Annotated in this window: 24 protein-coding genes and 5 tRNA genes; 16 read left to right on the forward strand and 13 right to left on the reverse strand. The window is 37.6% G+C overall.

Features of this window, described 5'->3' with window-relative positions:
• The first annotated feature begins 170 nt into the window (after positions 1-170).
• Positions 171-1361 carry a putative solute-binding protein gene (locus tag AC07U8_RS05365; RefSeq protein WP_494738579.1) on the forward strand — a complete coding sequence of 397 codons (1191 nt, stop codon included), beginning with the start codon at positions 171-173 and terminating at the stop codon, positions 1359-1361.
• 200 nt (positions 1362-1561) lie between these two features.
• On the forward strand, positions 1562-2176 hold the full coding sequence (locus AC07U8_RS05370) for a YiiX family permuted papain-like enzyme (RefSeq protein ID WP_494737450.1): 615 nt from the start codon (positions 1562-1564) through the stop codon (positions 2174-2176).
• Between the two features lie 85 nt (positions 2177-2261).
• On the opposite strand, the gene AC07U8_RS05375 is transcribed toward AC07U8_RS05370, so the two are convergent.
• The 9 genes from AC07U8_RS05375 to pyrC all read right to left on the reverse strand — a co-directional run bounded on the left by AC07U8_RS05375 (position 2262) and on the right by pyrC (position 9091).
• A tRNA-Glu gene (locus AC07U8_RS05375) sits at positions 2262-2337 on the reverse strand.
• 42 nt (positions 2338-2379) lie between these two features.
• A tRNA-Glu gene (locus tag AC07U8_RS05380) sits at positions 2380-2455 on the reverse strand.
• A 133-nt stretch (positions 2456-2588) separates the two neighbouring features.
• Positions 2589-3488, reverse strand: a complete 900-nt coding sequence (locus AC07U8_RS05385; protein ID WP_494737451.1) for a lipase family protein — start codon at positions 3486-3488, stop codon at positions 2589-2591.
• Between the two features lie 131 nt (positions 3489-3619).
• Positions 3620-5044, reverse strand: a complete 1425-nt coding sequence (locus AC07U8_RS05390) for an amino acid permease (protein ID WP_034618380.1) — start codon at positions 5042-5044, stop codon at positions 3620-3622.
• A gap of 334 nt (positions 5045-5378) precedes the next feature.
• A tRNA-Glu gene (locus AC07U8_RS05395) sits at positions 5379-5454 on the reverse strand.
• Positions 5455-5725: 271 nt separating this feature from the next.
• Positions 5726-7153, reverse strand: a complete 1428-nt coding sequence (locus AC07U8_RS05400) for an amino acid permease (protein WP_105713078.1) — start codon at positions 7151-7153, stop codon at positions 5726-5728.
• A 163-nt stretch (positions 7154-7316) separates the two neighbouring features.
• A tRNA-Glu gene (locus AC07U8_RS05405) sits at positions 7317-7392 on the reverse strand.
• Between the two features lie 20 nt (positions 7393-7412).
• On the reverse strand, positions 7413-8072 hold the full coding sequence (gene rnt / locus AC07U8_RS05410) for a ribonuclease T (protein ID WP_004722393.1): 660 nt from the start codon (positions 8070-8072) through the stop codon (positions 7413-7415).
• Entirely contained in the window at positions 8057-9091 is a 1035-nt protein-coding gene (gene pyrC / locus AC07U8_RS05415) for a dihydroorotase (RefSeq protein ID WP_096733465.1), read from the reverse strand. Before pyrC ends, rnt begins: the two co-directional genes overlap by 16 nt.
• A 524-nt stretch (positions 9092-9615) precedes the next feature.
• Between pyrC and AC07U8_RS05420 the strand changes: the two genes are divergently transcribed.
• From AC07U8_RS05420 to AC07U8_RS05430, 3 genes are all read left to right on the forward strand, one after another.
• The gene (locus AC07U8_RS05420) at positions 9616-10647 is read left to right on the forward strand and encodes a L,D-transpeptidase family protein (protein ID WP_494737452.1); all 1032 of its coding nucleotides are present in this window, start codon (positions 9616-9618) and stop codon (positions 10645-10647) included.
• A 165-nt stretch (positions 10648-10812) separates the two neighbouring features.
• Complete coding sequence (locus tag AC07U8_RS05425) at positions 10813-11394, forward strand: DUF4112 domain-containing protein (RefSeq protein WP_494737453.1); 582 nt, start codon at positions 10813-10815, stop codon at positions 11392-11394.
• A gap of 53 nt (positions 11395-11447) precedes the next feature.
• The gene (locus tag AC07U8_RS05430) at positions 11448-11801 is read left to right on the forward strand and encodes a bleomycin resistance protein (protein ID WP_494737454.1); all 354 of its coding nucleotides are present in this window, start codon (positions 11448-11450) and stop codon (positions 11799-11801) included.
• 177 nt (positions 11802-11978) lie between these two features.
• Here AC07U8_RS05430 and htpX read toward each other — a convergent pair whose 3' ends face one another.
• Together htpX and AC07U8_RS05440 are read right to left on the reverse strand one after the other, a co-directional pair.
• A complete protein-coding gene (htpX, locus tag AC07U8_RS05435; RefSeq protein ID WP_004819720.1) occupies positions 11979-12884 on the reverse strand; it encodes a protease HtpX in 906 nt (301 codons plus the stop codon).
• Between the two features lie 312 nt (positions 12885-13196).
• Positions 13197-14048, reverse strand: a complete 852-nt coding sequence (locus AC07U8_RS05440; RefSeq protein WP_494738580.1) for a lytic transglycosylase domain-containing protein — start codon at positions 14046-14048, stop codon at positions 13197-13199.
• 538 nt (positions 14049-14586) lie between these two features.
• Between AC07U8_RS05440 and ttcA the strand changes: the two genes are divergently transcribed.
• Both ttcA and AC07U8_RS05450 read left to right on the forward strand, forming a co-directional pair.
• Positions 14587-15495 (forward strand): tRNA 2-thiocytidine(32) synthetase TtcA, encoded by a 909-nt coding sequence (gene ttcA, locus AC07U8_RS05445; protein WP_004722379.1) that lies wholly within the window; start codon positions 14587-14589, stop codon positions 15493-15495.
• A gap of 225 nt (positions 15496-15720) precedes the next feature.
• A complete protein-coding gene (locus AC07U8_RS05450; protein WP_004722377.1) occupies positions 15721-16104 on the forward strand; it encodes an SCP2 sterol-binding domain-containing protein in 384 nt (127 codons plus the stop codon).
• 83 nt (positions 16105-16187) lie between these two features.
• On the opposite strand, the gene AC07U8_RS05455 is transcribed toward AC07U8_RS05450, so the two are convergent.
• Positions 16188-17297: an MltF family protein gene (locus tag AC07U8_RS05455; protein WP_151956186.1), complete on the reverse strand. Its 1110-nt coding sequence runs from the start codon at positions 17295-17297 to the stop codon at positions 16188-16190.
• Positions 17298-17851: 554 nt separating this feature from the next.
• Here AC07U8_RS05455 and greB point away from each other — a divergent pair.
• On the forward strand, positions 17852-18325 hold the full coding sequence (greB, locus tag AC07U8_RS05460) for a transcription elongation factor GreB (RefSeq protein WP_004722375.1): 474 nt from the start codon (positions 17852-17854) through the stop codon (positions 18323-18325).
• A 111-nt stretch (positions 18326-18436) separates the two neighbouring features.
• Positions 18437-18526, forward strand: a tRNA-Ser gene (locus AC07U8_RS05465).
• Positions 18527-18883: 357 nt separating this feature from the next.
• Here AC07U8_RS05465 and AC07U8_RS05470 read toward each other — a convergent pair.
• Complete coding sequence (locus tag AC07U8_RS05470; RefSeq protein WP_494737455.1) at positions 18884-19498, reverse strand: HvfX family Cu-binding RiPP maturation protein; 615 nt, start codon at positions 19496-19498, stop codon at positions 18884-18886.
• Positions 19499-19656: 158 nt separating this feature from the next.
• Here AC07U8_RS05470 and AC07U8_RS05475 point away from each other — a divergent pair, with 158 nt between their 5' ends.
• The 7 genes from AC07U8_RS05475 (at position 19657) to AC07U8_RS05505 (ending at position 25066) form a co-directional block, all read left to right on the forward strand.
• Complete coding sequence (locus tag AC07U8_RS05475; RefSeq protein ID WP_096733471.1) at positions 19657-19965, forward strand: HvfA family oxazolone/thioamide-modified RiPP metallophore; 309 nt, start codon at positions 19657-19659, stop codon at positions 19963-19965.
• Positions 19966-20035: 70 nt separating this feature from the next.
• Complete coding sequence (locus AC07U8_RS05480) at positions 20036-20899, forward strand: HvfB family MNIO-type RiPP peptide maturase (RefSeq protein WP_494737456.1); 864 nt, start codon at positions 20036-20038, stop codon at positions 20897-20899.
• Positions 20850-21605 carry an HvfC family RiPP maturation protein gene (locus AC07U8_RS05485; protein ID WP_494737457.1) on the forward strand — a complete coding sequence of 252 codons (756 nt, stop codon included), beginning with the start codon at positions 20850-20852 and terminating at the stop codon, positions 21603-21605. Before AC07U8_RS05480 ends, AC07U8_RS05485 begins: the two co-directional genes overlap by 50 nt.
• Complete coding sequence (locus AC07U8_RS05490) at positions 21602-22222, forward strand: RNA polymerase factor sigma-70 (RefSeq protein ID WP_419262565.1); 621 nt, start codon at positions 21602-21604, stop codon at positions 22220-22222. Before AC07U8_RS05485 ends, AC07U8_RS05490 begins: the two co-directional genes overlap by 4 nt.
• Positions 22216-22401: a zf-HC2 domain-containing protein gene (locus AC07U8_RS05495; RefSeq protein WP_494737458.1), complete on the forward strand. Its 186-nt coding sequence runs from the start codon at positions 22216-22218 to the stop codon at positions 22399-22401. The genes AC07U8_RS05490 and AC07U8_RS05495 overlap by 7 nt, the downstream gene beginning before the upstream one ends.
• Before the next feature lie 392 nt (positions 22402-22793).
• A complete protein-coding gene (locus AC07U8_RS05500; protein ID WP_419262567.1) occupies positions 22794-23783 on the forward strand; it encodes an acyl-CoA desaturase in 990 nt (329 codons plus the stop codon).
• Entirely contained in the window at positions 23780-25066 is a 1287-nt protein-coding gene (locus AC07U8_RS05505) for an NAD(P)/FAD-dependent oxidoreductase (protein WP_096733477.1), read from the forward strand. Before AC07U8_RS05500 ends, AC07U8_RS05505 begins: the two co-directional genes overlap by 4 nt.
• Positions 25067-25071 lie beyond the last annotated feature (5 nt).

The following is a 25071-nucleotide window of genomic DNA, read 5'->3' on the forward strand; positions in this document are numbered from 1 at the left end:
CAAATGTAGGATTTTGCTCAGTCAATTGCAAATGAAAGCACTTCAATTAGGCTGAGAAGAAATTCACGTGAGTGATGATTATGGATAAGCACGAAAATAAACAGGAAAACACCATGCAAAGTCAGCTAAAACAACAATCTCATACCTTGTCACGACGGTTTGTTATCTCAATGCTCGCATTGGCAAGCAGTTTACCGCTGATGAGCTATGCCGCTCCAGCAGCGCCAAAATTGGACCTTGAGTTATCTGCACATTCAAAAAATAAAATTAAAACCTTAATGAATGATCCAAAAGTTTGGCAACAGATTCCCAAAACAGTCACGCTGTGTGTGTATTCTCCTGATGGCGCCAATAGTGAAGCTTTTGAACAAGCGACCAGTTATATCAGTGAATTGCCACGAATTACACAGATTGCTAAAGAATTTGGGGTGGATATGAAAATTACCCGTCCAACCAAATTGTCGATGCATATTGATTTAAATTATCCAAAATTAAAGAAAACCGCATCTACGGATATTAATTTAAGAGTTTATACCGATGAGCGTGTATTGACTGAGGATTTCCGCAGTAAACGCTGTGATGGTGCTGGAATCAGTAACATTCGTGCACGTCAATTTAATCCGTTTGTTGGCAGTATTGATGCCATTGGGGCAGTACAAAACTATAAGCAATTAACCACTGTGATCCAGTTACTTGCACGGCCTGAGTACGATGCAAAAATGGTCAATCGTGATTATGAAGTGGTGGGGATTATTCCTTTAGGTGCTGCGTATATTATGGTCAATGATCGCCGTATTGATACCTTATCAAAAGCAGCAGGGAAAAAAGTGGCGGTCATGAACTTTGACGGTACTCAAAAGAAGTTGGTGCAAAATGTTGGTGCACAACCTGTTTCAGTTGATCTATTAACTGTGGGTGGAAAGTTTAATAACAAAGAAGTGGATATTATGGCGGGGCCTGCTTTGTTATTTAAGCCTTTAGAATTGAAAAAGGGTATGACTGATAAAAATGGCAATGTGGTCGGTGGTATTATTCGCTTTCCTTTGATACAGGTGACAGGCACATTAATCATGCATCGGAATAAGTTCCCTGCAGGTATGGGACCAATCGCACGGGAAATGATTTCTAAACAACTCAGCCCAGCATTTCAGTTTGTCGATAAACTGGAGCGAGAAGTTCCAGATAAGTATTGGTTTGATATTCGTGAAGCAGATAAACCGGGCTATATCAAGATTATGCGTGAAGCACGTATTCAGATGACCAAAGAAGGCTTCTACGACCCAACAATGATGAAAATTTTGAAAAAGGTTCGATGTGGTCAAACCCCAAGTAGTTTTGAATGTGCTTTAAATGATGAATGATCGTGTTTTGCTCTTGTCTTGATGATGGATTAAGTTAAAAGCAAAATCACAAACAGCTGATGTTTTTGATTTGAATTAAAAGCTAAAGGAGCAAAATGAAAGTTTATTTTGCTCCTTTTTTATTGCAAAGTTTAGGCAATGCTTTACTACTCTGTTAGATTAAATCCAAGATAAATAAGATCAAAATTAAGATTTAAATGATGTTAAGAAAACCGTTCAAACTCTTGTTGCTGACAGTGTTGTTTTACGTTAACTCGATATATGCCGCAGAGTATCAGACAGGGGATATTATTTTTCATAGCTCTAAATCTGCACAAAGTCTTGTGATTCAAAAAGCCACCCATTCGCCATATAGCCACATGGGAATGATTGTGATGAAACAAGGTCAAGCTTTGGTTTTGGAGGCGATTCAGCCTGTGAAATATACGCCGCTTCAACAATGGATCAATCGCGGTGTAAATAAAGCCTATGTCGTAAAGCGTTATCAAACGCAGTTGACCGTAGAGCAACAACACAAGTTAGTCAAACAGGCCGAGACTTATTTAAATAAACCCTATGATGTTTATTTTGAATGGAATGATGACGCAATTTATTGCTCTGAAATTGTATGGAAAGCTTATCAATATGCTTTAGGAATAGAATTGGCGCCATTGGAAAAATTACAAAGTTTTGATCTCACAGATCGAAGTGTTAAAGCACTTATGCAACAACGCTATGGACAGCATATTCCATTGCGAGAAACTGTGATTGCGCCAAGTGCAATTTTTAATTCAAAGAAATTGAAAATGGTTGACTCGGTTGCTGGGTTGAATTGATTGAAAATATAGCAGACATAAAAAAACCTGAGTCATGATGCTCAGGTTTTTTATAAGAAGCGGTATATACATACATTCTTGAATGTGGCGACCCTACGGGGATTCGAACCCCGGTTACCGCCGTGAAAGGGCGATGTCCTAGGCCTCTAGACGATAGGGTCAATAAATTGAGGCAGACACTTGAAACTAAACCATTAAATTAATGGCGACCCTACGGGGATTCGAACCCCGGTTACCGCCGTGAAAGGGCGATGTCCTAGGCCTCTAGACGATAGGGTCGTTTCAGAGGTGGGCGTATATTAGGGCGAATACCGGCAGGTGTCAAACTTTTTTCCACAATAAAAACTGAAATTGCGTTTATATGGATAAAAACAAAGCAATATGAGCAAAGTGGTTAAAATTAAGACCATTATTACGGCTTGGGGTATAGAATGGGATCTAAAATATTTTGAATCACCGCAGGATGTTGTAAATAGCCCGCGATTTGATGAGGAGTATGAATAAACGTTGAAATCGCGGTATTTAAAATTGCCGGTTGAAAGTCAAAGGGTGCATTGATCAACGGAAAAGCGGTTAAAAAATCATCTGGAGAATAGAAATTATGCCAATCACCATTTAGACAATTTGGTCTTTTGATGGGAAGTGTTAGTTTAGACTGAATCACTTTAAAGGCGAGTGGTGAGCCTAAGGTAATAAAGCGTTGTATCTGGTAGTTTGCTTGTAGCTGTTGTAAAAGATTATAGGCAATCACGGTTCCTAACGAATGCGCAACAATAATATGCGGTTGATCGGGTTCTAAGCTAGCGAGTATCCGTTGGTGGACTTCATCCATAAACTGAGGATTGGCGAGGTATAAATAAGTTTCGATCAGAAATTTATGAATCAGACTTTCATGAAGTTTTGGAAAATTATTTAAAATTAAAGAGAACTCTTTAAGCGCCTTATCTTTTAACAATTGCGAAGCCAAATACAAGCGTTTAGACAGTTTTAAGTCATGCTCAGGCATGAAGTAGGGCAGTATTGGAATTGCGGGAGCGACATTTAAAGTTGTCGTGGCTGGCGTTGTTGTATGTTTATGAAAGTGAAAGTTTACCCATGATTTAGGCAGAAAGCTTTCTAAGTCAAAGCGATTGCTTAATTGGTGTTTACTGATTAAATCACCATAAAAAGCCAAGCGAATATCTAATTGTGCGGTTGAAATAGGCAGTTTAAGTTCATCGATTCCCTGTTGAAGAATATCAACCCAATGTTGCTTTAAACTCTCAGCATTATAATTCTGCTGGTTCATACCATGAATAAAAATAATCTTCATTGGGGTTTTTATAGATTGTTATGTTTAACTATTAAATTACGAGTTTAAACTAATTTTGACTATCTATGAATGTACAAAAAGTGTAGCCAATGGCTACACTTTTTGTTTAGGCATGATCAGTTAGATCTTGTTTAGGGTTGTGATTGATCTTTATATAAAAATGCGTAGCTGATATAGCAAATGGCAATAAAGATTAAACAACAAATAAAGCCAACCACCATCTCAGGGTCAAATACCATACTGATACAGGTAATTAAACAGAAGATAAAACCTAAGATCGGCACAATTGGAAACAATGGTGCAGCAAAGCCTAATTCAGCTTTGGTATGACCTTGTTTGTACCATTGACGTCTAAAATTAAACTGGCTCAGACAAATACTCATCCACACCACAACCATGGTAAACGCAGCCACACCCAACAAGTTTTTAAAAATAGTCTCAGGTGCAAATTGCTCTGAAAGCAGACCAGGTAATGCACCGAACATGGTGACAATCACCGCAATATATGGAATACCGCGTGCATTGACCCTAGAAAATAATGCTGGAAGCTGTTTCTTGGCTGAGAGCGACCACATCATACGTGATGCAGCAAATAGCCCTGAGTTGGCCGCAGACAACAACGCAGTGATGATCACAAAACGGATAATGTCTTCTGCATATGGAATACCAATATGATCAAATACCGTAACAAATGGGCTGCTACTGACCCCTTCAGCATGTAATCCTGCCATTTGGTGAGGTAGCAGTGCACTAATTACGATGATCGTACCGACAAAGAAAATCAATAAACGCCAAATAGCAGTATTGATGGCTTTAGGCACATTTTTCGCAGGATCTTCAGTTTCACCTGCTGCAACACCAATTAACTCTGTACCAGAGAAGGCAAAGTTTACGATTAACATGGTGGTGAAGATTGGGAATAGACCTTGTGGGAACCAGCCTTCATCAGTCAAATTACTAAATAACGGTGCTGAAGTATGTCCTTGATAATTTAAAATACCAAAAATTGCCAAGAGACCAAAAAGAATAAAAGCGATTACCGTGATGACTTTAACCAAAGAGAGCCAGAACTCAGATTCGGCAAACCATTTGGTTGAGCTCATATTTAAGCCAAACACGATTGCTGCAAAAATCAGGGTCCATAACCACATCGAGATATGCGGAAACCATTCTTGCATTAACAAAGCCGCAGCAGTAAATTCAGTGCCTAGTGTTGCTGACCATGTTAGCCAATACAGCCAAGTAACGGTGTATCCAGTACCTGGACCAATGTATCGTTGTGCATAAGTACCAAATGAACCAGACTCAGGCATATGAACCGCAAGTTCGCCTAAGCACAGCATTACCATATAGGCAATTACACCGCCGAGGATGTAAGAGATAATGGCACCAATCGGACCGGTTTGTGAAATTACTTCACCAGAACCTAAAAAAAGCCCTGTACCGATTGCACCACCAAGCGAAATCATCACCAAGTGACGAGTACTCATTGCTCGTTTGAGTGGTGAAGAATTAGATGATACCTGAGCATCATTTTGATTTGGTGATGACTGCATAAGCTTCAGATGGAAATAAAACAAGAAGCGCGCTATTTTAGCCCAATTCATAAATAGTGCAATGATTGAGTGTTGCTAATGCTCAATAAGCAATACTATAAATCACCGTGATTTTATGGTTTTTATAAATAAATATTTAAATCAATTATTTATATTTAACTCAGCACTGATTATTTTAAATTAAAAATTCAGATTATTGATGAAAAAACAATTTTTTAAATATGAAGGGATGGTAGTTTTTAACTGCTTTAAATATGATAGATATAAAAAAGCCTGAGTCGTATTGCTCAGGCTTTTTTACGAGAAAGTTTTATGTTGGAAACAATCTCAAATATGGCGACCCTACGGGGATTCGAACCCCGGTTACCGCCGTGAAAGGGCGATGTCCTAGGCCTCTAGACGATAGGGTCGTAATGAGGTGATGCGTATATTAAGGATAAAAGACATTTTTGTCAAAATGGATTTATCGAAAAAGCGTTTAACTGATGAATCTATAAGCGAATTATCATGTATTTGTTTTTAATTTAGCCATAAAGCTATTTTTTGTTTTTTAGAAGAATCCAAATCAAATAAAAACGGCTTGATTTATATATGAATGACTTAAAAATTATGCTGCGGATTAAAAGCCTAAAATAGAAAAGCCCGTATGAATACGGGCTGATCAGTAATTTACACTGCGACTTAATTTTTCTGATGATAAAGCCAGTAATAAGTTGCATAACATGCTGCCATAAACACTAAACAACCAATAAAGCCAGAAAGCATTTCCGGATCTGCTGCCATACTTAAACCGGTTGCGGTACAGGTAATAAAGCCAAGAATTGGTACAACAGGATACCACGGCGTTTTAAATTTTAAATCAGCCAGTGTTTTACCGCTGGCTAGCCATTTACGACGGAAATTAAACTGACTCCAGCAAATACTCATCCACACGATAACCATGGTAAATGCTGCCACACCGAGTAAGTTTTTAAAGATGACATCTGCGCCAAATTGCTCCGACAGTAAACCGGGTAAACCTCCAATCATGGTCACAAAAATCGCAACAACAGGGGTGCCTGATTTGGTCAGTTTGGAAAAAACTCGAGGTAATTGTTTTTGAATTGAAAGCGCCCACATCATACGAGATGCCGCATATAGGCCTGAATTTGCAGTGGACAAAAGTGCTGTAATGATCACAAAACGCATGATGTCTTCTGCGTAAGGAATTCCAATCAAGTTAAATACAGAAACAAAGGGACTATTACTGATCCCTTCACCATGCGCGGCTAGGCCAGCATCTTGATAGGGCAATAATGAACTGATGACAATAATAGTACCAACAAAGAAAATCATTAACCGCCAAACCGCAGCATGAATCGCTTTTGGGACATTTTTTTCAGGATTTTCAGTTTCACCAGCAGCAATCCCAATCATCTCAGTACCGTTAAAGGCAAAATTTACAATCAGCATGGTGGCAAAAATAGGAAATAAACCATTGGGTAGCCAGCCATGTGCGGTTAAATTACTGAATAAAGGTGCAGTTTCATGACCATGGAAGGGGATTAACCCAAATATTGCGGTTAGGCCGAGTAAGATAAATACCAATACCGTTGCAACTTTAACAAAAGACAACCAAAACTCTGACTCTGCAAAAAAGCGTGTTGAGGTTAGATTGGAAATCAAGACGGCAACAATAAAGACCAAGGTCCATAACCAGATGGAGGTTGTTGGAAACCATTCCTGCATCAGCATGGCTGCCGCGGTAAATTCAGTCCCCAAGGTGGCAGACCAGCCAAGCCAGTACATCCACGACACCATGTAACCTGTACCCGGTCCAATATTTTTAGCTGCAAAAGCACCAAAAGATCCAGTCACAGGTTGATTGACGGCAAGTTCGCCTAAGCACAGCATCACCATATAGGCAATTAAACCACCGATAATATAGGCAATCACTGCACCAATCGGCCCAGCTTGTGCAATCACTTCACCTGAACTTAAAAATAAGCCTGTACCGATCGCACCGCCTAATGACAACATGATCAGATGGCGTTTGGTCATGGATCTTTTTAAGACAATAGTTTGCCCATCAGCGACAGTGTGCTGATTCGATTGATCAGGTGATTGCATATTTGATGTCATTGAACTTTAAAGAGATATTTTAGATTAAAATGCCAAAATTGACAAAATAAAATAAACCGTCAGCTTCTAAAGTCTAAAGAAAAGGGATGAAATAAAATAATTGAATCAAGAAGATCAAAAAAGAGAGAAAGAAATTATAAGAAGAATTAGATGGCGACCCTACGGGGATTCGAACCCCGGTTACCGCCGTGAAAGGGCGATGTCCTAGGCCTCTAGACGATAGGGTCGTTTAGAAGATGGCGATATCTTATTGATCCGCCACCAAATTGTCAAGTAAGTGAGGTGCCAGTTTGTTCAAAATATAGCAAAACAGTTCAGCCGTCTTTTGAGTATCGTACAAGGCCGAGTGTGCTTCTTTACCATCGAACTCGATTCCAGCTTGAATACATGATTTAGCCAAAACAGTTTGACCAAACATGACCGCACTTAAAGTCACAGTATCAAATACAGAAAAACTATGAAAAGGGTTTTGATTTTTACTGCCAGTTCGCGCAATTGCAGCTCTTAGGAAGCCTAAATCAAAGTGGGCATTGTGTCCGACCAAGACCGCATGGGTACAATGTTGCTGACGACGTACTTCATTGACCGCCTTAAAAATACGCTTTAATGCTGTTTTCTCGTCTTCAGCCATTGCCATACGCATGGGATTAAATGGATCTACACCAATAAAGTCCAAAGAACGGCGATCTAAATTTGCACCTTCAAAAGGATTGATGTGTGCATGATGTGCTTCACCTGGAACAAATTTTCCTTCAGCATCATACACAATCGGGATGCATGCGATTTCAAGCAATGCATCGGTATCTGCATTAAAACCTGCTGTTTCAACGTCAACCACAACGGGTAAAAAACCACGAAAGCGTTGTCCAATCACAGGTAATGTTTCAGTTGTCACACCTTTCTCCATTGGATGGTTTTTCCAGCATAAAGTGGAATAATGTGTTCACCATCCAAATAATCTAAACTTTCAGGGATTACCTGATCTTCTTTCACAAGGGTAATCTTATTTGTGTTGCGAGGCAAACCATAGAAGTCTGCACCAAACATACTGGCAAAACCTTCTAGGCGTTCGATTTTGTTGACTTGATCAAAAGCCTGAGCATAAAGCTCAATTGCTGTAGGTGCACTATAGCAACCTGCACAACCACATGCATTCTCTTTGGCATTTTTAGAATGTGGTGCACTGTCAGTACCTAAGAAAAACTTAGGGCTACCGCTTGTGGCAACTTCAAGTAAAGTTTGTTGATGAGTTTGACGCTTTAAAATCGGTAAACAATAAAAGTGCGGTTTTATACCACCGACCAACATATCATTACGGTTAAACAGTAAATGTTGTGGTGTGATCGTCGCAGCAACATTACGATCTTGTTCAAGCACAAAATGCGCGGCCTCACTGGTGGTAATATGTTCTAACACCAATTTTAATTGCGGAAATTGTTTCAGTAACGGTGAAAGTACTTCGTCTAAAAAGCGTTTTTCACGATCAAAAATATCCACATGCTGATGAGTAACTTCACCATGTAATAGTAATGGCACTTGATGTTCTTCAAGCTGTTCAATCACTGCATAGACTTTACGAATGTCACTGACACCATTATCCGAGTTGGTTGTTGCACCAGCAGGATAGAGTTTAATTGCATTGACGAATTGAGACTCTTTGATTTTGCGAACTTCATCTGGAGAAGTATGGTCGGTAAAATACAGTACCATACGTGGGTCAAAATCAACCCCTTCAGGGACATGTGCCATAATACGGTCACGATAAGCATTCGCTTCATCTACAGTTTTCACAGGTGGAACGAGGTTCGGCATACAAATCGCACGGGCAAATTGTTTGGCTAGATCTGGAACTGTACGTTTTAAGGCAAGACCATCACGCAGGTGGGCATGCCAGTCATCTGGCTGAAGCAAAGTGATCGTATTCAAGGCAATTCTTACTGACAAAATAAATGAGATGATAATCTATAACACTTTAAAATGATAACAGCTATTTCTAATCAATAATTCAAATTAAATGATTAAAAACAAATCTAAAGCTTATATTTTGTTCGGATTGGTCATGTGTGTGTCATGATTGGGTGCTAATGCTGAGTAGAAAATCTACAATTGTATAACATGGCAATGATTTTCAATTGCTTAATTTGAATTTATTTTAAAATTACCGTTTTTAAATGATTAAATAGTCAAAATGTACTATTGCATATTTTTCTTAAAAAATGATAATAAAGTCATACAAAGATAAACTTCCAGCATACATAATTTTCATTTTATGAATAAACACACTATTGATTTTATACAATTGTGTTTAAAGCCTTGAGAATATAAATGATCGTTCAAGGTGTGTGTGACGTCGCTTTTATTGTTCGAGATCAGTATACTATGTATCTGTAATACAATAGTTTATTAGATAAGTACATCAATTATAATATTGAGTTAATAGAGAGCTTTATATGGGCAAGTTTCTGCCAAACCTGATTTGCATCATGTGTCTTGTGGGTTTAAATATTCAAAGTCAAATTTTTGCCAAACAAAATGTAAAAGCTGATAAAAGTCAAGAAGCGATAAAAGCGGACTTAAAACAAGATTGGTCAGTGAATAGTATCAATACCGCCAATTGGTCTGAAAATATTGGCAGAGGGCAATTCCCTGTTTATGCCCGTGCACAAGTGATGCTCAATAATTTACATGCTTCGCCAGGGCCAATCGACGGTAAAAGTGGCAAGAACTTTTTAAAAGCACTTGCTGCGTATCAACAGATTAAAAGTTTACCGATTAGTGGTGAACTGGATAAACAGACTTGGGACAGTTTGTTAAAAAATCAAAAATCCGCAGCGTTTGGAACTTATCAAATTACTGCAGCGGATATTAAAGGGCCTTATGCCAAATCAATTCCGCGAAATTATGCCCAACAAGCAAAAATGCCGGGTCTGTATTACACCCGTGTGACTGAAATGTTAGGTGAAAAGTTTCATATTGATGAAGACTTTCTTAAACAACTCAATCCAAAAGCTAACTTTAAAAAAGTAGGCGAAACCATCAATGTACCGATTGTACGCAATGATTTGCCTGAAGGTGTGGCCTTAATTATTGCGCATAAGCCTGCTCGACAACTTTATTTATACAATAGTGCAAATCAAATGATTGCATCTTTTCCTGCCACAATTGGGGGTTCTGGTACACCATCCCCGAAAGGGACGCATAAGGTGATTAAAGTTGCGCCAAATCCAGTTTATGGCTATAACCCGAAAAACTTTGTCCAAGGGAGCAACCGTCAAAAGCTGGCATTACCACCTGGGCCAAATGGTCCTGTTGGCAATATGTGGATTGCTTTAAGTAAACCGACATTTGGTATTCATGGTACGCCGAATCCTTCATTAATTTCAAAGACCGCTTCTCATGGTTGTATTCGTTTGACCAATTGGGATGCCAATGATTTAGGTCGTAAGGTTCAACCGGGGACTGTGGTTAAGTTCTTAGATTAATCCAGCTGTATATCTGAAAAGGCTGAGTACTTTAAAAGAGGGCTCAGCTTTTTTTATAACGCTGATAAGATTTTGCTACTGTAAATATTAAACTTATACACAACATACTGAATTTATTGGGTATGATCAATTTAACTTAACCATGTCAAAAAGATTGAAATCTTTATGGGTACAGAAAAAAAATTATCTACTCAAGAAGTCATTAAACTTGAACGAGATTTGGCTAAATTTGCCAATATGATGGATTCAGTGGTGCGTATTCCATTTACCAAACAAGGGGTTGGGGCAGATGCCGCACTCAGTACTATACCGATTGCTGGTGATGTCGCGGGTTTTGTATTGACCTGTTATGCGGTTTATAAAGCCAAACAGATAGGTGTGCCTCAAGCAAAACTCAATGGGGTATTAAAACTGGCTGTGATTGACGGCGTTGTGGGGTGTATACCGATCGCTGGTACTTTATTTGATATTTTTATTCGGCCCAGTCGTAGAGCTTTAGACGTTGTACATGATCATATTCAAGAAGAATATCAGATTTATAGCGATGATCATGTGGTTCACCCATTTTTACATGAGAAACTAGAACAAAAGCAACAGCAATCTGCATTTTGGCGTAATCCTGTCATTGCTTGGATTTGGATTCATATTCCCGATATTTTAGGCTTGATTGTTTTGATCCTGATTGGACTTGCGATGTGGTTTGGCGTAAATATGTTATGGGATTGGTATCAAAGCTATCGTGCTTAAATTTCAACATTGAATTGATTTGAAAATGTAGATATTAAAATACAGAGGTGATCATGCAAGATTATATTTCGGCCAACCTTCCTGCTATTGATTTTGATCATACTCGTAAATTTTATGCATTTTTAGGCTTTCAGTGTGATTATCAGTCCGCAGAATGGATGATCTTAAGTAAAGACAGTTTGCTGGTTGAGTTTTTTCATCACCCCAATTTAAATCCAAAAGAATCATGGTTTAGTGCCTGCTTAAGAACACATGTGTTGAAAGATCTGTTTCATTTTTGGCAAGGCTTGGATTGGACACAATTCCCAGAAGCGCGAATAACTGAAATTCAGTATCTCGAAGAAATTGATATGTTTTGTGTGATAGATCCGAATGGAAGTTTAATCCGTTGTATCCAATTAGATTAATTCCTCAAATTGGTATTGGTATTGAAAGAAAGATAGTAAATAAATAAGAAAGATAGCAATTGCACGTTAAATATCGAACAAGCAAAAATTAAAAATATGATGTGCACATAAACAAAGCCTCCATATTGGAGGCTTTGTTTTTCTAACGATCACTACGATTGAGCGAACGTGTATAGATTAAGGTAAATTGAGTTGGCGTAAAGCGGCAACACGTTGCTCGATGCTTGGGTGAGTTTGGAATAAAGCAGCCAAACTAAAACCTTGCTCTTTACCTTCTGCAATCGCAAAAGCTTTCATTTCTTTCGGCATTTGATCTGGCATTTCAGATTCAGCCTGTAGACGCAATAAAGCGGAAATCATGGCTTCTTTACCTGCAAGTTGAGCACCAGCTTCATCTGCACGGTATTCACGATAGCGAGAGAACCACATTACGATTGCCGAAGCCAATATACCGAAGACGATATCAAGCACGATGGTAATTGCAAAATAAGCCAATCCAGGCGCTTCACCATCTTGACGACCAAAGACATTACGGTCAATAAAATCACCAACCACACGGGCAAAGAACATTACAAAAGCGTTCACTACACCTTGAATAAGGGATAATGTGACCATGTCACCATTGGCAACGTGACCAATCTCATGCGCAAGTACGGCACGCAATTCATCTTTGTTCATGCGTTCGAGCAAACCTGTTGAAACCGATACCAGCGCATCGTTTTTGTTCCAACCTGTCGCAAACGCATTGGACTGATAAGATGGGAAAATACCAACATCTGGCATTTGAATACCAGCACGTTGTGAAAGTTGAGCAACCTCTTGTAATAACCAAACTTCGGCTTGGTTACGAGGAGCATTCGGGTCGATTAATTCAGTACCTGTGGTTTTTAGCGCCATCCATTTGGACATAAATAGGGAGATTAAAGAACCTACCATACCAAACACTAAACAGATGACCATCAGGTTGCCTAATTTAAGACCGCCAGCGCCGTAGTAACTACCAACACCTAATAATGATAGGATAATGCCAGCTACAACCAGTACCGCGAGGTTGGTTAGCAAAAACAAACCAATCCGCATCATGGAGAGAATCCTCTTATAAATAATAAATAATATGACGTATTAAATAAATCATGAAATTCAATATGAGGTTTAGATGATTAAAATTCAAGAATAATGGGAAAAATCTAGCGGGCAAAAAATAACAAATTCAAATGAAATGGATAGTGGATAAGCAATTTATTTAAAAAAATAGGCAAGTTAAAAAAAGATTCTCTGTATTAGAGAAAACATTATTTTTTTTAGCAATTTGTTGAAAATATGTAATTGCACAAATTAAGTGCATTATTTACTATTTTAGCAACATAATTTTGGGGATATTAAGCGCTTAAGTGATTAGTTGCCAATGGTGATTTGTGCTGTCGCACTGGCATGTGCTGTTGAATAAGAACCCGCAGGAGCATCTGTGTATGTTCCATCCGAAGCAATAATAATTGGTCGAGAACTGTATTTTAAGGGTTGAATATTTGAACTGTTGTTGATTTGCGGTGTTGGCTCTACTTGATTGGAGAAATCATTTTGATTTGATTGGGCAATGATTTGTCCAGTACTGGTTGAAGTGCCAAGATTATTTGCAGATAAATTTAAACCACCAGCATATAGGTTGTTTAAACGACTGGTGACACGTTTGACATAGTCTTGGGTTTCACGGAAGGGAGGAATACCGCCGTATTTATCGACATTCCCTTCACCCGCATTATAAGCCGCTAAAGCTAAACTGGTATTGCCATTAAAGCGTTTCATTAACCAACTGAGATATTTGGCACCACCAAAAATATTTTGCTGTGGATCATAAGAATTGGACACATTGAAGCGACGAGCCGTTGCAGGCATCAGTTGCATTAAGCCTTGTGCACCGACAGGAGAACGGGCATTGGTATTAAAGCCAGACTCAGTATGCATTACTGCTTTGATTAAGCCTTCAGACACACCATGCGTCTGCGCAGCTTGGCGGATAATACTGTCAAAAGAGTTTTTACTTTTACTATAACTTGGTAGTACTGCGGATTCTGAGCTGCCCCAGTTGCTATAACTATGAATATTACTGTCTTTATAATAAGTCACTTTGACTTTTTGCAGTGAACGATCCGAATTTTTGCGATTGGTTAGTAAGGTTGTCCCATTTTGGTCTTTGTAGAAATAAATTTGACCTGCAAATGTTTGCGATGTAAATGAAGCAAAGCTCATACACCCTAAAATAGACACTAGCGAACCCGTAATTAATTTTTTCATTTTGTAGTAATTAAAATATTTCCCCAATTTTTGGGAGTTTAACAAAGTTATTGAACAAGAAAAACTATGAATTGAGTTTTAACAATACAATCGCGAAAAAGCAAGTGCTATTTGTTGGCATATTAATCAAAAAAAATTTTATATTTTTTTTAAAATATATTTATTGACTATGCTAAACAATTGAAAAATATATATAAAATATAATGGTTAAAAAATGATCAATCTAAAGAGAATGCCCATCATTGCGTGAGAAAACTTTGTCAAGCCCCAAACAATCCACAATTTTATCCACAGGTTTTGTGGAAAACTGTGGAAAAGTCCAAAAGATAAGCACTTCGGCTAAAAAATGAACTGAGCCGTCTATTTTAAATGTGGAAATACGACAGGAAGATGACCAGATAAAAATTGATGCAAAATAAAAAAATCTTTAGATGCGGTTAACGTTCAAATCAGATAAAATTGCCCAGTATTTTTTTATGGGTTTATCTCGTCTATGTACTCGCCAGTTGAGTCCGAACAAGGATTTAATTTTAAACCAGAGCTTCCAACAAGTTCAGCTTATTATCGTCTTTTGAAAAAACTTCGTCGTCAAGTCGGCCATGCAATTCGTGACTTTAAAATGATTGAGGAAGGCGATAAGGTAATGGTCTGTGTTTCTGGTGGGAAAGACAGTTACACCTTGCTTGATATTTTGTTGCAATTTAAACGTATTGCACCGATCAACTTTGATGTTGTCGCAGTGAACTTGGATCAAAAGCAACCTGGTTTTCCTGAAGATGTGTTACCGAAATATTTGGAAGAAAACAATATTCCTTATTATATTTTGGAAAAAGACACCTATAGCATTACCAAGCGTTTGACACCTGAAGGGAAAACTTACTGTGCAGTGTGTTCACGTTTACGCCGTGGTTCACTCTACGGTTTTGCGCAAGAGATTGGTGCGACCAAAGTGGCATTGGGTCATCATCGCGATGATATCATTGCAACGTTCTTCTTGAATCTATTCCATGGTGGTAGTTTAAAAGCGATGCCACCAAAATTATTGTCTTCGGATAAAAAGAACATTTTGATTCGTCCTTTGGCTTATGTCGAAGAAAAAGACATCATCAAATATGCTGAAATCCGTAAATTCCCGATTATTCCATGTAACTTATGTGGTTCTCAGGAAAACTTACAACGTGCCATGTTAAACGACATGCTACGTGGTTGGGATAAACAATATCCAAAACGTTTGCATAGTATTTTTGGTGCATTACAGAATGTTTCACCATCACAATTGGCTGACCGTGATTTATTTGATTTTGAAAAATTGGATGAAGAACGCGAATTCGATATGAAATGTGATACGGAAGAAATGAAAAAGCGTTTAGATGTTGTAAACCTTAGTTTTGCAGCAGATTGATCTTTTTTGCCAATTAAATGAACGAATCGGGCATTCATATTGAGATGAGTGCCTGATTTAAAAAAATAAAACGATAAAACCGATAAAACATGAACAGTCCGTACAAAAAACTTTAGCCCAAATTGAAATTATCATGCTATAACATTGGGCAAGCAAAACTGCTTCAACCTGATGTTGTCTGGATAGATAACACAATAAATTGAATAAATAATTTGAGGAATGAACATGCCTGCATTTTTAACTGATGATTGGTTTGCAAATGTTGAAAAATTAACTGCTGAAGCAGGTGATTTAAACTTACCACCAGCACTTTCAGGTTTAGCAATTAATTTGGTTGTTGCAGATGCAGATGGCAACACAGAGCTTGCTTTAGACGGCGGAAAAATCGTCAAAGGTAGTTCTGCAAATGCGAAAACAACATTGAACATGGATGCTGAAACACTTCGTAAAGTATTCTTAGAATTTGATATGGCTGCTGCAATGCAAGCATTTATGACAGGCAAAATCAAAGTTCAAGGTGATATGTCTCAATTGATGGCTTTACAAACAGCGAAGCCAAGCCAAGAGCAAAAAGATTTATTTAAGAAAGTATTAGAGCAAACTGCTTAATCTTTTTACAATAAAAAAGCTTACCCGAGAGTAAGCTTTTTTATTGTCTGATTTTTACAAATCCAATCGATTTAAAATACAGATTAAATTTCAAGTAACCGAGGTGTGGTCTTAATGTGTTCTAAATAAGCCCGGATACGTGTGACATACTGTACAGCTTGTTTATAACGACCATTGCTTGCTTGATTACGTGTCAAATAATTATAAAGATTCATCCAGTCATTGGGATCTTTACCTTGTGCTTTAATGCGCTTTTGAATACCTTCAACTGCACCAGGCCCCATATTGTATGCAACCAAAGCATACCAATGACGATCTGGATTACGAATATAAGAATAACGACTCAACATCATATCAAAATATTTTGCGCCGCCTTGGATACTCTGAGCGGGATCACTACGATTACTGACACCCATTTCTTTAGCTGTAGTATTGGTCAACATCATCAAACCACGGACACCTGTGGGAGAAACAGAGTCTGGTTTTAAATATGATTCTTGATAACCAATTGCAGCAAGCAGGTGCCAATCTAGGCCATATTGCTGCGCAGAGCGCTTAAAGCTGGCTTTATAAATCGGTAGACGAGAACTTAGGTCACGTTGGATCACGTTCCAATCGTCTTTCTTAACGACATTACGATTATAAAATGAGGCAAGTTGCTGGGTTGAGCCATTTTGTTTGCTTTGGCAAATGAAACCACTTGCTGTTGCTGTTAATGGATCTTCAGCTTGTTTAAATACCCAATTTAATTCTGGGTTTAAACCATTACTTTTTAAACTGTTGAAATCACCACAGCTTGCTGAAAATGAGGTTAAGCGTTCTGCTTCGATGCTTTGCATATTTGCGGTGGTAATCGCAAAATTCGCCTTACCTTGAGCAACCATTTTCAATGCCGTTGCATTGTCAGAAACAGTTTTAAACTCAAGTTTAACATTTAAACTTTCAGCATAGTTATGGGCTAAGTCATAGCCGAAGCCATGCTTATAGTCTCCATCCTTAAACACGATGCTTGGATTGGAAACCGCAACTACAGTCAATTTACTCGAATTAACTACAGCATTGTATTGATTGTTCTTACTCGCATTAATACTAAAAGGAATTAATGCAGTGGATAAAACTAAAGTTTTGATTGGCAGCGCACGAAAAAATGAGTTAAGGCTAAGCCTCGACCCAGAGGTTGAACTACTGTGCATGTTGTCTCCGCTACAAGTAATTTATTGCCCTAAAAAGTAATAAGCACAAAAACGCTTAAAAACTTCTTATAGTTGGTAAATTCAATAAGGGTGGGCAGTCATGAACGTCATTCAAAAAATGACATGTGGGATAGAAAGATTTTGCAGAAAAACTACAAAATTAAAAAAATAAACTCATAAAACATGTGCGCATAATATAGGCGGTTTTTAGATCTGTCAAACTTTGTATGAAAAATGATCAATTTAAAATATTTAAGATAATGATTTTTAAAGAAATATTTTTTTAAAAATTGTAGGAATTTTAAAACTGAAATACGCTGCCAAAAACTGTAAGCAAATGTTCCAAATGTAAGTTAAGAATTACCGCTTTTAAAAGGTTTTCCGATTGAATTTTCTGCCTGAATTTAAATAGGAAAAAAACGATTTTATTGCTTTTTAAAACTTAAAATGCGCTATTTTTGAGCTGACATCTTTACGCTATTGGCTGTAGACTGTAGCAACATTTTTTAAAAAATAAGTATCAAGTGCATATGTATTTTAAATGGTTTTAAATCATGAAATCTAATTTAATTACCCGTTCAGGGCATGATCTGTTGGTCGCTGAGTTACAACATCTCTGGCGCGAAGAGCGACCTGAAATTACCAAGAAAGTGACATGGGCTGCCAGCCTAGGTGACCGTTCTGAAAATGCTGATTACCAGTATAATAAGCAGCTACTTCGAAAAATCGATCGTCGTGTACGTTATTTGGGGAAGCGTTTAGAAGAATTACGAATTATCGATTTTTCTCCAGAACAAGCAGGTAAAGTGTATTTTGGTGCTTGGGTTGAAATAGAAAATGACGAAGGAGAACAAAAAACCATACGTCTGGTCGGGGTAGATGAAATTTATGATCATCATCCGCAACATGTCTCAATTGATTCACCGATGGCAAGAGCTTTATTGTCTAAACAAGTCGATGACGAGGCAGAAGTGGATACACCGTCAGGGAAAAAACGTTGGTATATCAATTCAATTCGTTATGAATAGCTTGAATATTCATCAAATTAGCGAGATTTGACTTTATTTTGTACATTTGATTGAAGAAATACTGAAAAAGATTTGCCAAGTTGCAATTTTATTTATATGATAGCCGCCATTGGAAGCGTGGCAGAGCGGTTTAATGCACCGGTCTTGAAAACCGACGAGGGTGTGAGTCCTCCGTGAGTTCGAATCTCACCGCTTCCGCCAAATATTAAAAAAAGCCCTTGTATTAACAAGGGCTTTTTTCTTACCTAAGTTTTTGTCCCACATAGTAACCCACATAAAACTCTGGATTGAATAGAGCAGAATTAGAATGGATTGGATAGATTTAGACTCCAGTTTAATTCTCTGTTTTATAATTAACTTTTTGAATCTAATTCCTGAACTTTTATCACTGAAATTGCTTCTTCTATTTTTATTTTAATATCTTTATATAATTTGTCTCATTTGCACTTAATCAAATGGCTTAAGATCAGATGGTAAGGCTGCTTTAGTAATGCAAATTTTGAGATGAGTTAAATTAAAGCAATATTCGATACCTTAATTATTTAGCTCTAATTCTTTTTACACTTTTTCTTTTAAAAATAAACGCTTCACACAATAATCTAGACTTAGGTAGCGCCCACCGCCAAGCACAATTAATGCTAACAGCATGACTAAGTAGGTTACGGCAAACTCAATACCATTATTTAAGATGACAAATGATCCACTTGAGGTTAACCAATCATAATTTCCATACGTTTCTAAGATTTGACGCGCCTTTTCTAACTTTTCAGTTGAAGCGAGGACTTGAGCACTAGCAAATGGAGCATTGGAATCAGCAATTGCTTGCCATCCATTTGGTAAATGTACTGTAACGATGGCAACAAGCATGGTGATAATGAGTGGAATGCTAATTAAGCGGGTCAAGAAACCAAGGGCTAATAGAATTGCTCCTATAATTTCAACTGAAGTAGCAAGGGTTGCTAACAGCATCGGGAATGGTAAACCTAAGCCCCAATCTGTATTACCAAACCATTCCACTGTTTGTTGAAAATGCGCAAGTTTGTTTGTACCTGCCATCCAGAATATAGGGACTAAATAAAGTCTCAGTGTAAGTGCTGCGATACCATCACCATGTTTTATGAGACTACAAAATATTTGGTATTTTTTTGATAAAGCATAAATAAAATTGTTCACGATAATTTCACACCGACTGCGATTGAATAGTAATTAGTCGGGTGATAACTGTGTTTCTTACACAATTTTTAATTTGGACTGTAATAAATGGCAGTTTAAGTCGTCTAACTATATGTACCTGAGTACAACACGGTAAATTATCTTAAAGGAATAGAACAATGAACAAACTCAACTCAATCACATCAGTCGCAGCACTGCTAGCTTTATCTGTAGCTGGTGTAACTCAAGTATCAGCAGCGCCAACAACGCATGCGACAGAAACCCATGCGAAGAAAGCCAGTGATGCAAAATGTGGTGAAGCCAAGTGTGGATCGAACAAAATGACTAAATCACAAAAAGCGGCTGAAGCAAAATGTGGTGCTGATAAAAAAGCAGCAGATGGTAAATGTGGTGCAACGAAGAAAGCAACGGATGCGAAATGTGGTGCTGATAAAAAAGTTGCTGATGGCAAGTGTGGTAGTAAATAGTCAATCAGTTAAACAATGATGTCGCTGTGAATCACATAGACGGCATCATTTCCAAAGTTGGAGTATCACCATGGTTAATTTGGCTGGTGTAGGGCTTGGGCTAAGAAGAGATTTTATTGATGAATTTCTAAGTGCTAAAAAAGTGCCAGATTTTATTGAGATCGCGCCTGAAAATTGGATAGGTTTTGGTGGCCGGCATGCAAAGTTATTAGCTCAGTGTGTGGAAAAAGCTCCTTTAATCTGTCATGGGCTGTCTTTATCCATTGGAGGACCACATCCACTCAATTTAGAATTTATTCAAAAAATTAAAGGGTTTTTAGATGATTATCATATCCCGATTTATTCCGAGCATTTAAGTTATACCCATGATCGTGGTTACTTATACGACTTGATGCCAATTCCAATGACTGAGGCTGCAGTTAAATATGTAGCAGAACGTATTTTACGTGTCCAAGATATTTTAGGCAAAAGGCTGGTGATCGAAAATGTCTCAACCTATTTGATGCCAAATGCTGAAATGAGTGAGGCCGATTTTGTATCTGAAGTGCTTCAGCAGGCGGACTGCGAGTTATTACTCGATGTGAATAACGTCTATGTAAACAGTATAAACCACGGCAGTGATGGGTATGCCTTTATTCGAGCAATGCCAAAACAGCGGATTCGTTATATACATATTGCTGGGCATGAACAAGTTGAACCAGATCTATTGATTGATACACATGGTGCAGAAGTATGCGATTCTGTCTGGCAATTATTACAATATACTTATCAAGTGTGTGGCGTAAAACCAACATTACTTGAGCGTGATTTTAATATTCCAGCATGGCAAGAGTTACAAGATGAAATGACGAGAATTAAAACAATTCAGCAGCAGGAGAGTGGTGATGAAAACAGAGCAAATATCTTTCCAAGCTACACAGCAGCAGTTTTGTAATTGGATTCGCTTTCCTCAATCTGTGTTACCCAAAGCTCTTCCTGCGGAACGAATGCAGATTTATCGAGATTTACTTTTTAATAATGTTTGTTCTTTTATTGATTTGGTCTATCCCATTACTCGTGCAATATTGCCTAAGATACAGTGGGAAAAGCTATTAACTGAATTTTTTCAAAAAGCACAATGTGATTCACCATTTTATAATGATATTTCCTTACAATTTAGGGAGTATCTGACAGATTGCCAACATCCCAGTTTACAAGAATATCCTTGGTTAGCTGAGCTATTACAGTTTGAATGGCTTGAACTCTATTTAGATACAGTTGAAATTGAAAAAAAATCCCTTCGGCGGAGTGAATGGCAGTTAAATACTCAAGTCTGGGTGCTCGTTTATCAATATCCAGTTTATCAATGGTCGTCAAGCATGATCATTGCTGAAGCTGAGCCTATGCCTAGTGTTATATTGGTTTGGCGAAATGATCAAGATAATATCTGCGTAGAAAGCTTATCTGTTTTATTCGCTGTGGTGATTGAACAACTCAATCAACAAGAGTTAGTTGAACAAGATATTAGAAATTTAATAAAAGCGACGTTTCCTGATTTTTCTAGCATTCAAATACAAACTCAGATCGATGAGTTAAAAGTACTATTAATTCGATTGAAATTGTTAGATCTACCCCATAAAAATGATGAGGAAAATGGATGAGCGTAGAGCCTGCAAATGCGAATCAAGAAATATTACAACAACTACAAAATCCAGCCTTTGTAATAGAATTACGACAACAAATGTTGAAGTTTGCAATTCTACAACTGTCATCATTACAGCAGGCTGAAGATGCTGTTCAAGAAGCATTAATGAGCGCATTTCAACATATTGATTCTTTTACTGGCCGAGCAGCTTTTAAAACGTGGGTTTTTGCGATTTTAAAAAATAAGATTTTCGATTTAATTCGGCAAAAATCTCGTTTAATGACGATGAGTGAATTGTTTAATGACGAAGACAGTGAACAAAGTATAGATGCATTATTTGATGCTTCTGGACATTGGAATAAATATGAAGCACCTCAAGCATGGCCCAGTCCAGAAGAAATATTGGAACAACAAGATTTTTGGCTTATTTTTGATGCCTGTTTGAATCATTTACCAGCCAAATATGCACAAGTTTTCATGCTCAGAGAAATGATTGAACTCAGTTCAGATGAAATTTGTGAAAAGCTAGGACTGACTGTGACTAATTTAAATGTGCTCATGTATAGAAGTCGAACAAGATTGCGTGAATGTTTAGAAAATAAATGGTTATTGAAGGATGATTGCTCATGTTAACCTGTCGCCAAGCCACCCAGTTATTATCTGAAAGATTAGACCGAACACTTCAATTTCGAGAGCAGGGCAATTTACAAATTCATTTATTGCTTTGCCGTTCATGCCGCCGCTATGGAAAACAAGTTAAAACACTAAGTCAGCTCTCTAAAGCATTTAAAAAGTTTGATGACCGTAAGTAGCTAGTAAAGACCCTTTCAATATAAAGTTGCTTGCGCTCAAGTTGCTGTGAATAAGGTAAGCAAGCCATTACTTCGAGTTATTGAATAGTGTCATAATTTGAATTATTTTTTAATAACCAGCATCAGCCTAAAGATCTGTTTTATTTTTTGAATATAAAACCAATATAATCATTTTATAATATCAAGTTGATTGTTTTTGTTCCTTATATTCTGTTCACAGCCTGAATAGGGTATCGTATTAAAGTGAATATAAAAGGTCTAAAAATTGACATTGTTAGCTCCATTCAGTTGTCAGTACCATTAAAAAAATTATTTACTTCACATAAATTTCATTTCGAATTGATTAAACTCTTTTATACAAAATCTGATGATTAGAAAATTAGGATCAGTCTATGTTGAATCGTGTTATGCAGTGGATAGACAGTTGGTCCAAACCGATTCAGGCACAGTCCATTTCATCTGAGAATAAGCAGATTCAATGGGTGCGTATTATTCCTTTTATCATTTTGCATATTGCATGTCTGGCGGTTTTTTATGTGGGGATATCTTGGTTTGCCCTTGCTTTTATGCTGATGTTTTATCTGATTCGGATGTTTTCTATTACTGCATTTTTCCATCGTTATTTATCTCATAAGACTTTTAAAACTTCTCGAGTCGTTCAATTTATTTTTGTATTGATTGGAACAATGAGTGCCCAGCGTGGACCATTGTGGTGGGCAGCGCATCACCGTTATCATCATCGATTTACGGATACAGCACAAGATCCACACTCGTCTACACATGGTTTTTGGTACAGCCATATAGGGTGGTTTTTAAATGATTATAATTTTGCCACACGTAAAGAGGTGATTAAAGATTGGCTCAAATATCCTGAACTAGTTTGGTTGGATCGTTTTAGTTTGATCATTGTGCTTCTTACCGCAGTAGCGATTTATGCTTTCGGTGAATGGCTGGCGGTCGTATATCCATCACTTGCAACATCAGGTTTACAGCTGTTGGTTTGGGGGTTCGTTGTTTCAACAGTTTTATTAATTCACGCGACGTTATGTATTAACTCTCTGGCGCATTTATATGGAAGTCGAGATTTTGAAACAGAAGATCAAAGTCGAAACAACTTATTTTTATCTATTATTACTTTGGGGGAGGGATGGCATAACAACCACCATTATTATGCAGGAAGTGCAAGACAAGGTTTTTATTGGTGGCAAATTGATATCACCTACTATGTTCTAAAAATTATGTCTTGGGTCGGTTTGGTCTGGGGGTTGAAACCAATACCTGCACGAGTGTATGAGGTCAGTAAAATTGCTCAATCAGCAAGTAAAGTAAACATATTTATTAAAACAAAGACCAAGAAAAATTCAACTGGGGAATCTACATGAAAATTGCGATTATTGGTTCAGGTGTTTCTGGATTGTATGCCTCATGGAAACTTTCAAAGCATCATCAGGTAACTGTATTTGAAAAAAATAATTATTTTGGGGGACATACTGATACTCATGACTTGATGATTGATGAGCAAAAACTCGCTATCGATAGCGGATTTATCGTATTCAATAATTATAATTATCCATTGTTTAGCAATATGCTCACCGAGCTAGGAGTAAAAGCACAAAACAGTGATATGAGTTTTTCAGTCAATAATCAGGTCTCAGGATTACAATATAATCCGTCGAAAAAAATTTCTTTGCTGAGCAGGCCACAAAACTTTTTAAAATCTAATTTTAGAGCCATGCTCTCTGATCTTTTTAAATTTTATGCCGCAAATAAAGACGTCATTGTGGATGAGCATGATACGACATTGAGTATTGAAGCCTATTTAAATCAAAATGCTTATTCCGAGGCTTTTCGCCGAGAGCATTTATATCCAATGTGTGGGGCATTATGGTCATGTCCAATTGATCAAGTGGGACAAATTCCTTATAAATTCGTTGTGAGCTTTTTTCAACATCATCGCATGTTACAGCTTAAAGATCGTCCACAATGGCAAACCGTCAAAGGTGGTTCTGCACGTTATGTTCAAGCCATCCAGCAGCAGTCAGCAAATATTGAGTTTAAAAAACTGGCGGTGATCGGTGTGTCTCGCTTAGCTGATCAAGTGATTGTGCAAACAGAATGTGATGCACAGCAATTTGACTGGGTGGTTTTTGCTAGTCATGCCGATGATAGCCTAAAGTTATTAAATGATCCTACCGCACAAGAGCAAGAGGTGTTGTCTAATTTTGCTTATCAAGATAACAAAATGGTGCTACATCGTGATTTGACTATTATGCCAAAGTGTAAATCTCAATGGGCGAGTTGGCATGTGCATGTTACTGCAGATCAAGCTAATTTTGATAGAAGAAGTTCGAAGTCTACGGTTCATTACGCGTTTAGTTATTGGATGAACAAACTACAAAATTTATCCTGTCAAACACAAATATTTGCAACGTTGAATCCTAACTTTCAAATTGATCCAAAGCAAATTTTAGTCGAACGTGATTATCGCCATCCTGTATTTAATGCTCAAGCTATAGAAGCGCAACAACGTTGGTCAGATATTAATGGCCAAAATCGAACATCATTTTGCGGTGCTTATTGGGGCTGGGGTTTCCATGAGGATGGGGTACGCAGTGCTGCTCAAGTAGTAGAGCAATTAGAAAAACATATGGCTGATGTGATTTAGGAGTA

The organism is Acinetobacter sp. GW821-FHT01E09 (assembly GCF_059422385.1).

Coding starts and splice junctions, on each gene's coding strand:
- AC07U8_RS05500 (WP_419262567.1), top strand. CDS start 22,794: ATGTTGAATCGTGTTATGCAGTGGATAGACAGTTGGTCCAAACCGATT.
- ttcA (WP_004722379.1), top strand. CDS start 14,587: ATGTACTCGCCAGTTGAGTCCGAACAAGGATTTAATTTTAAACCAGAG.
- rnt (WP_004722393.1), bottom strand. CDS start 8,072: ATGGAGAAAGGTGTGACAACTGAAACATTACCTGTGATTGGACAACGC.
- AC07U8_RS05450 (WP_004722377.1), top strand. CDS start 15,721: ATGCCTGCATTTTTAACTGATGATTGGTTTGCAAATGTTGAAAAATTA.
- AC07U8_RS05490 (WP_419262565.1), top strand. CDS start 21,602: ATGAGCGTAGAGCCTGCAAATGCGAATCAAGAAATATTACAACAACTA.
- htpX (WP_004819720.1), bottom strand. CDS start 12,884: ATGATGCGGATTGGTTTGTTTTTGCTAACCAACCTCGCGGTACTGGTT.
- AC07U8_RS05475 (WP_096733471.1), top strand. CDS start 19,657: ATGAACAAACTCAACTCAATCACATCAGTCGCAGCACTGCTAGCTTTA.
- AC07U8_RS05480 (WP_494737456.1), top strand. CDS start 20,036: ATGGTTAATTTGGCTGGTGTAGGGCTTGGGCTAAGAAGAGATTTTATT.
- AC07U8_RS05400 (WP_105713078.1), bottom strand. CDS start 7,153: ATGCAATCACCTGATCAATCGAATCAGCACACTGTCGCTGATGGGCAA.
- AC07U8_RS05370 (WP_494737450.1), top strand. CDS start 1,562: ATGTTAAGAAAACCGTTCAAACTCTTGTTGCTGACAGTGTTGTTTTAC.
- AC07U8_RS05455 (WP_151956186.1), bottom strand. CDS start 17,297: ATGCACAGTAGTTCAACCTCTGGGTCGAGGCTTAGCCTTAACTCATTT.
- AC07U8_RS05440 (WP_494738580.1), bottom strand. CDS start 14,048: ATGAGCTTTGCTTCATTTACATCGCAAACATTTGCAGGTCAAATTTAT.
- AC07U8_RS05425 (WP_494737453.1), top strand. CDS start 10,813: ATGGGTACAGAAAAAAAATTATCTACTCAAGAAGTCATTAAACTTGAA.
- AC07U8_RS05430 (WP_494737454.1), top strand. CDS start 11,448: ATGCAAGATTATATTTCGGCCAACCTTCCTGCTATTGATTTTGATCAT.
- AC07U8_RS05485 (WP_494737457.1), top strand. CDS start 20,850: ATGAAAACAGAGCAAATATCTTTCCAAGCTACACAGCAGCAGTTTTGT.
- AC07U8_RS05420 (WP_494737452.1), top strand. CDS start 9,616: ATGGGCAAGTTTCTGCCAAACCTGATTTGCATCATGTGTCTTGTGGGT.
- AC07U8_RS05365 (WP_494738579.1), top strand. CDS start 171: ATGCTCGCATTGGCAAGCAGTTTACCGCTGATGAGCTATGCCGCTCCA.
- AC07U8_RS05390 (WP_034618380.1), bottom strand. CDS start 5,044: ATGCAGTCATCACCAAATCAAAATGATGCTCAGGTATCATCTAATTCT.
- greB (WP_004722375.1), top strand. CDS start 17,852: ATGAAATCTAATTTAATTACCCGTTCAGGGCATGATCTGTTGGTCGCT.
- AC07U8_RS05385 (WP_494737451.1), bottom strand. CDS start 3,488: ATGAAGATTATTTTTATTCATGGTATGAACCAGCAGAATTATAATGCT.
- AC07U8_RS05495 (WP_494737458.1), top strand. CDS start 22,216: ATGTTAACCTGTCGCCAAGCCACCCAGTTATTATCTGAAAGATTAGAC.
- AC07U8_RS05505 (WP_096733477.1), top strand. CDS start 23,780: ATGAAAATTGCGATTATTGGTTCAGGTGTTTCTGGATTGTATGCCTCA.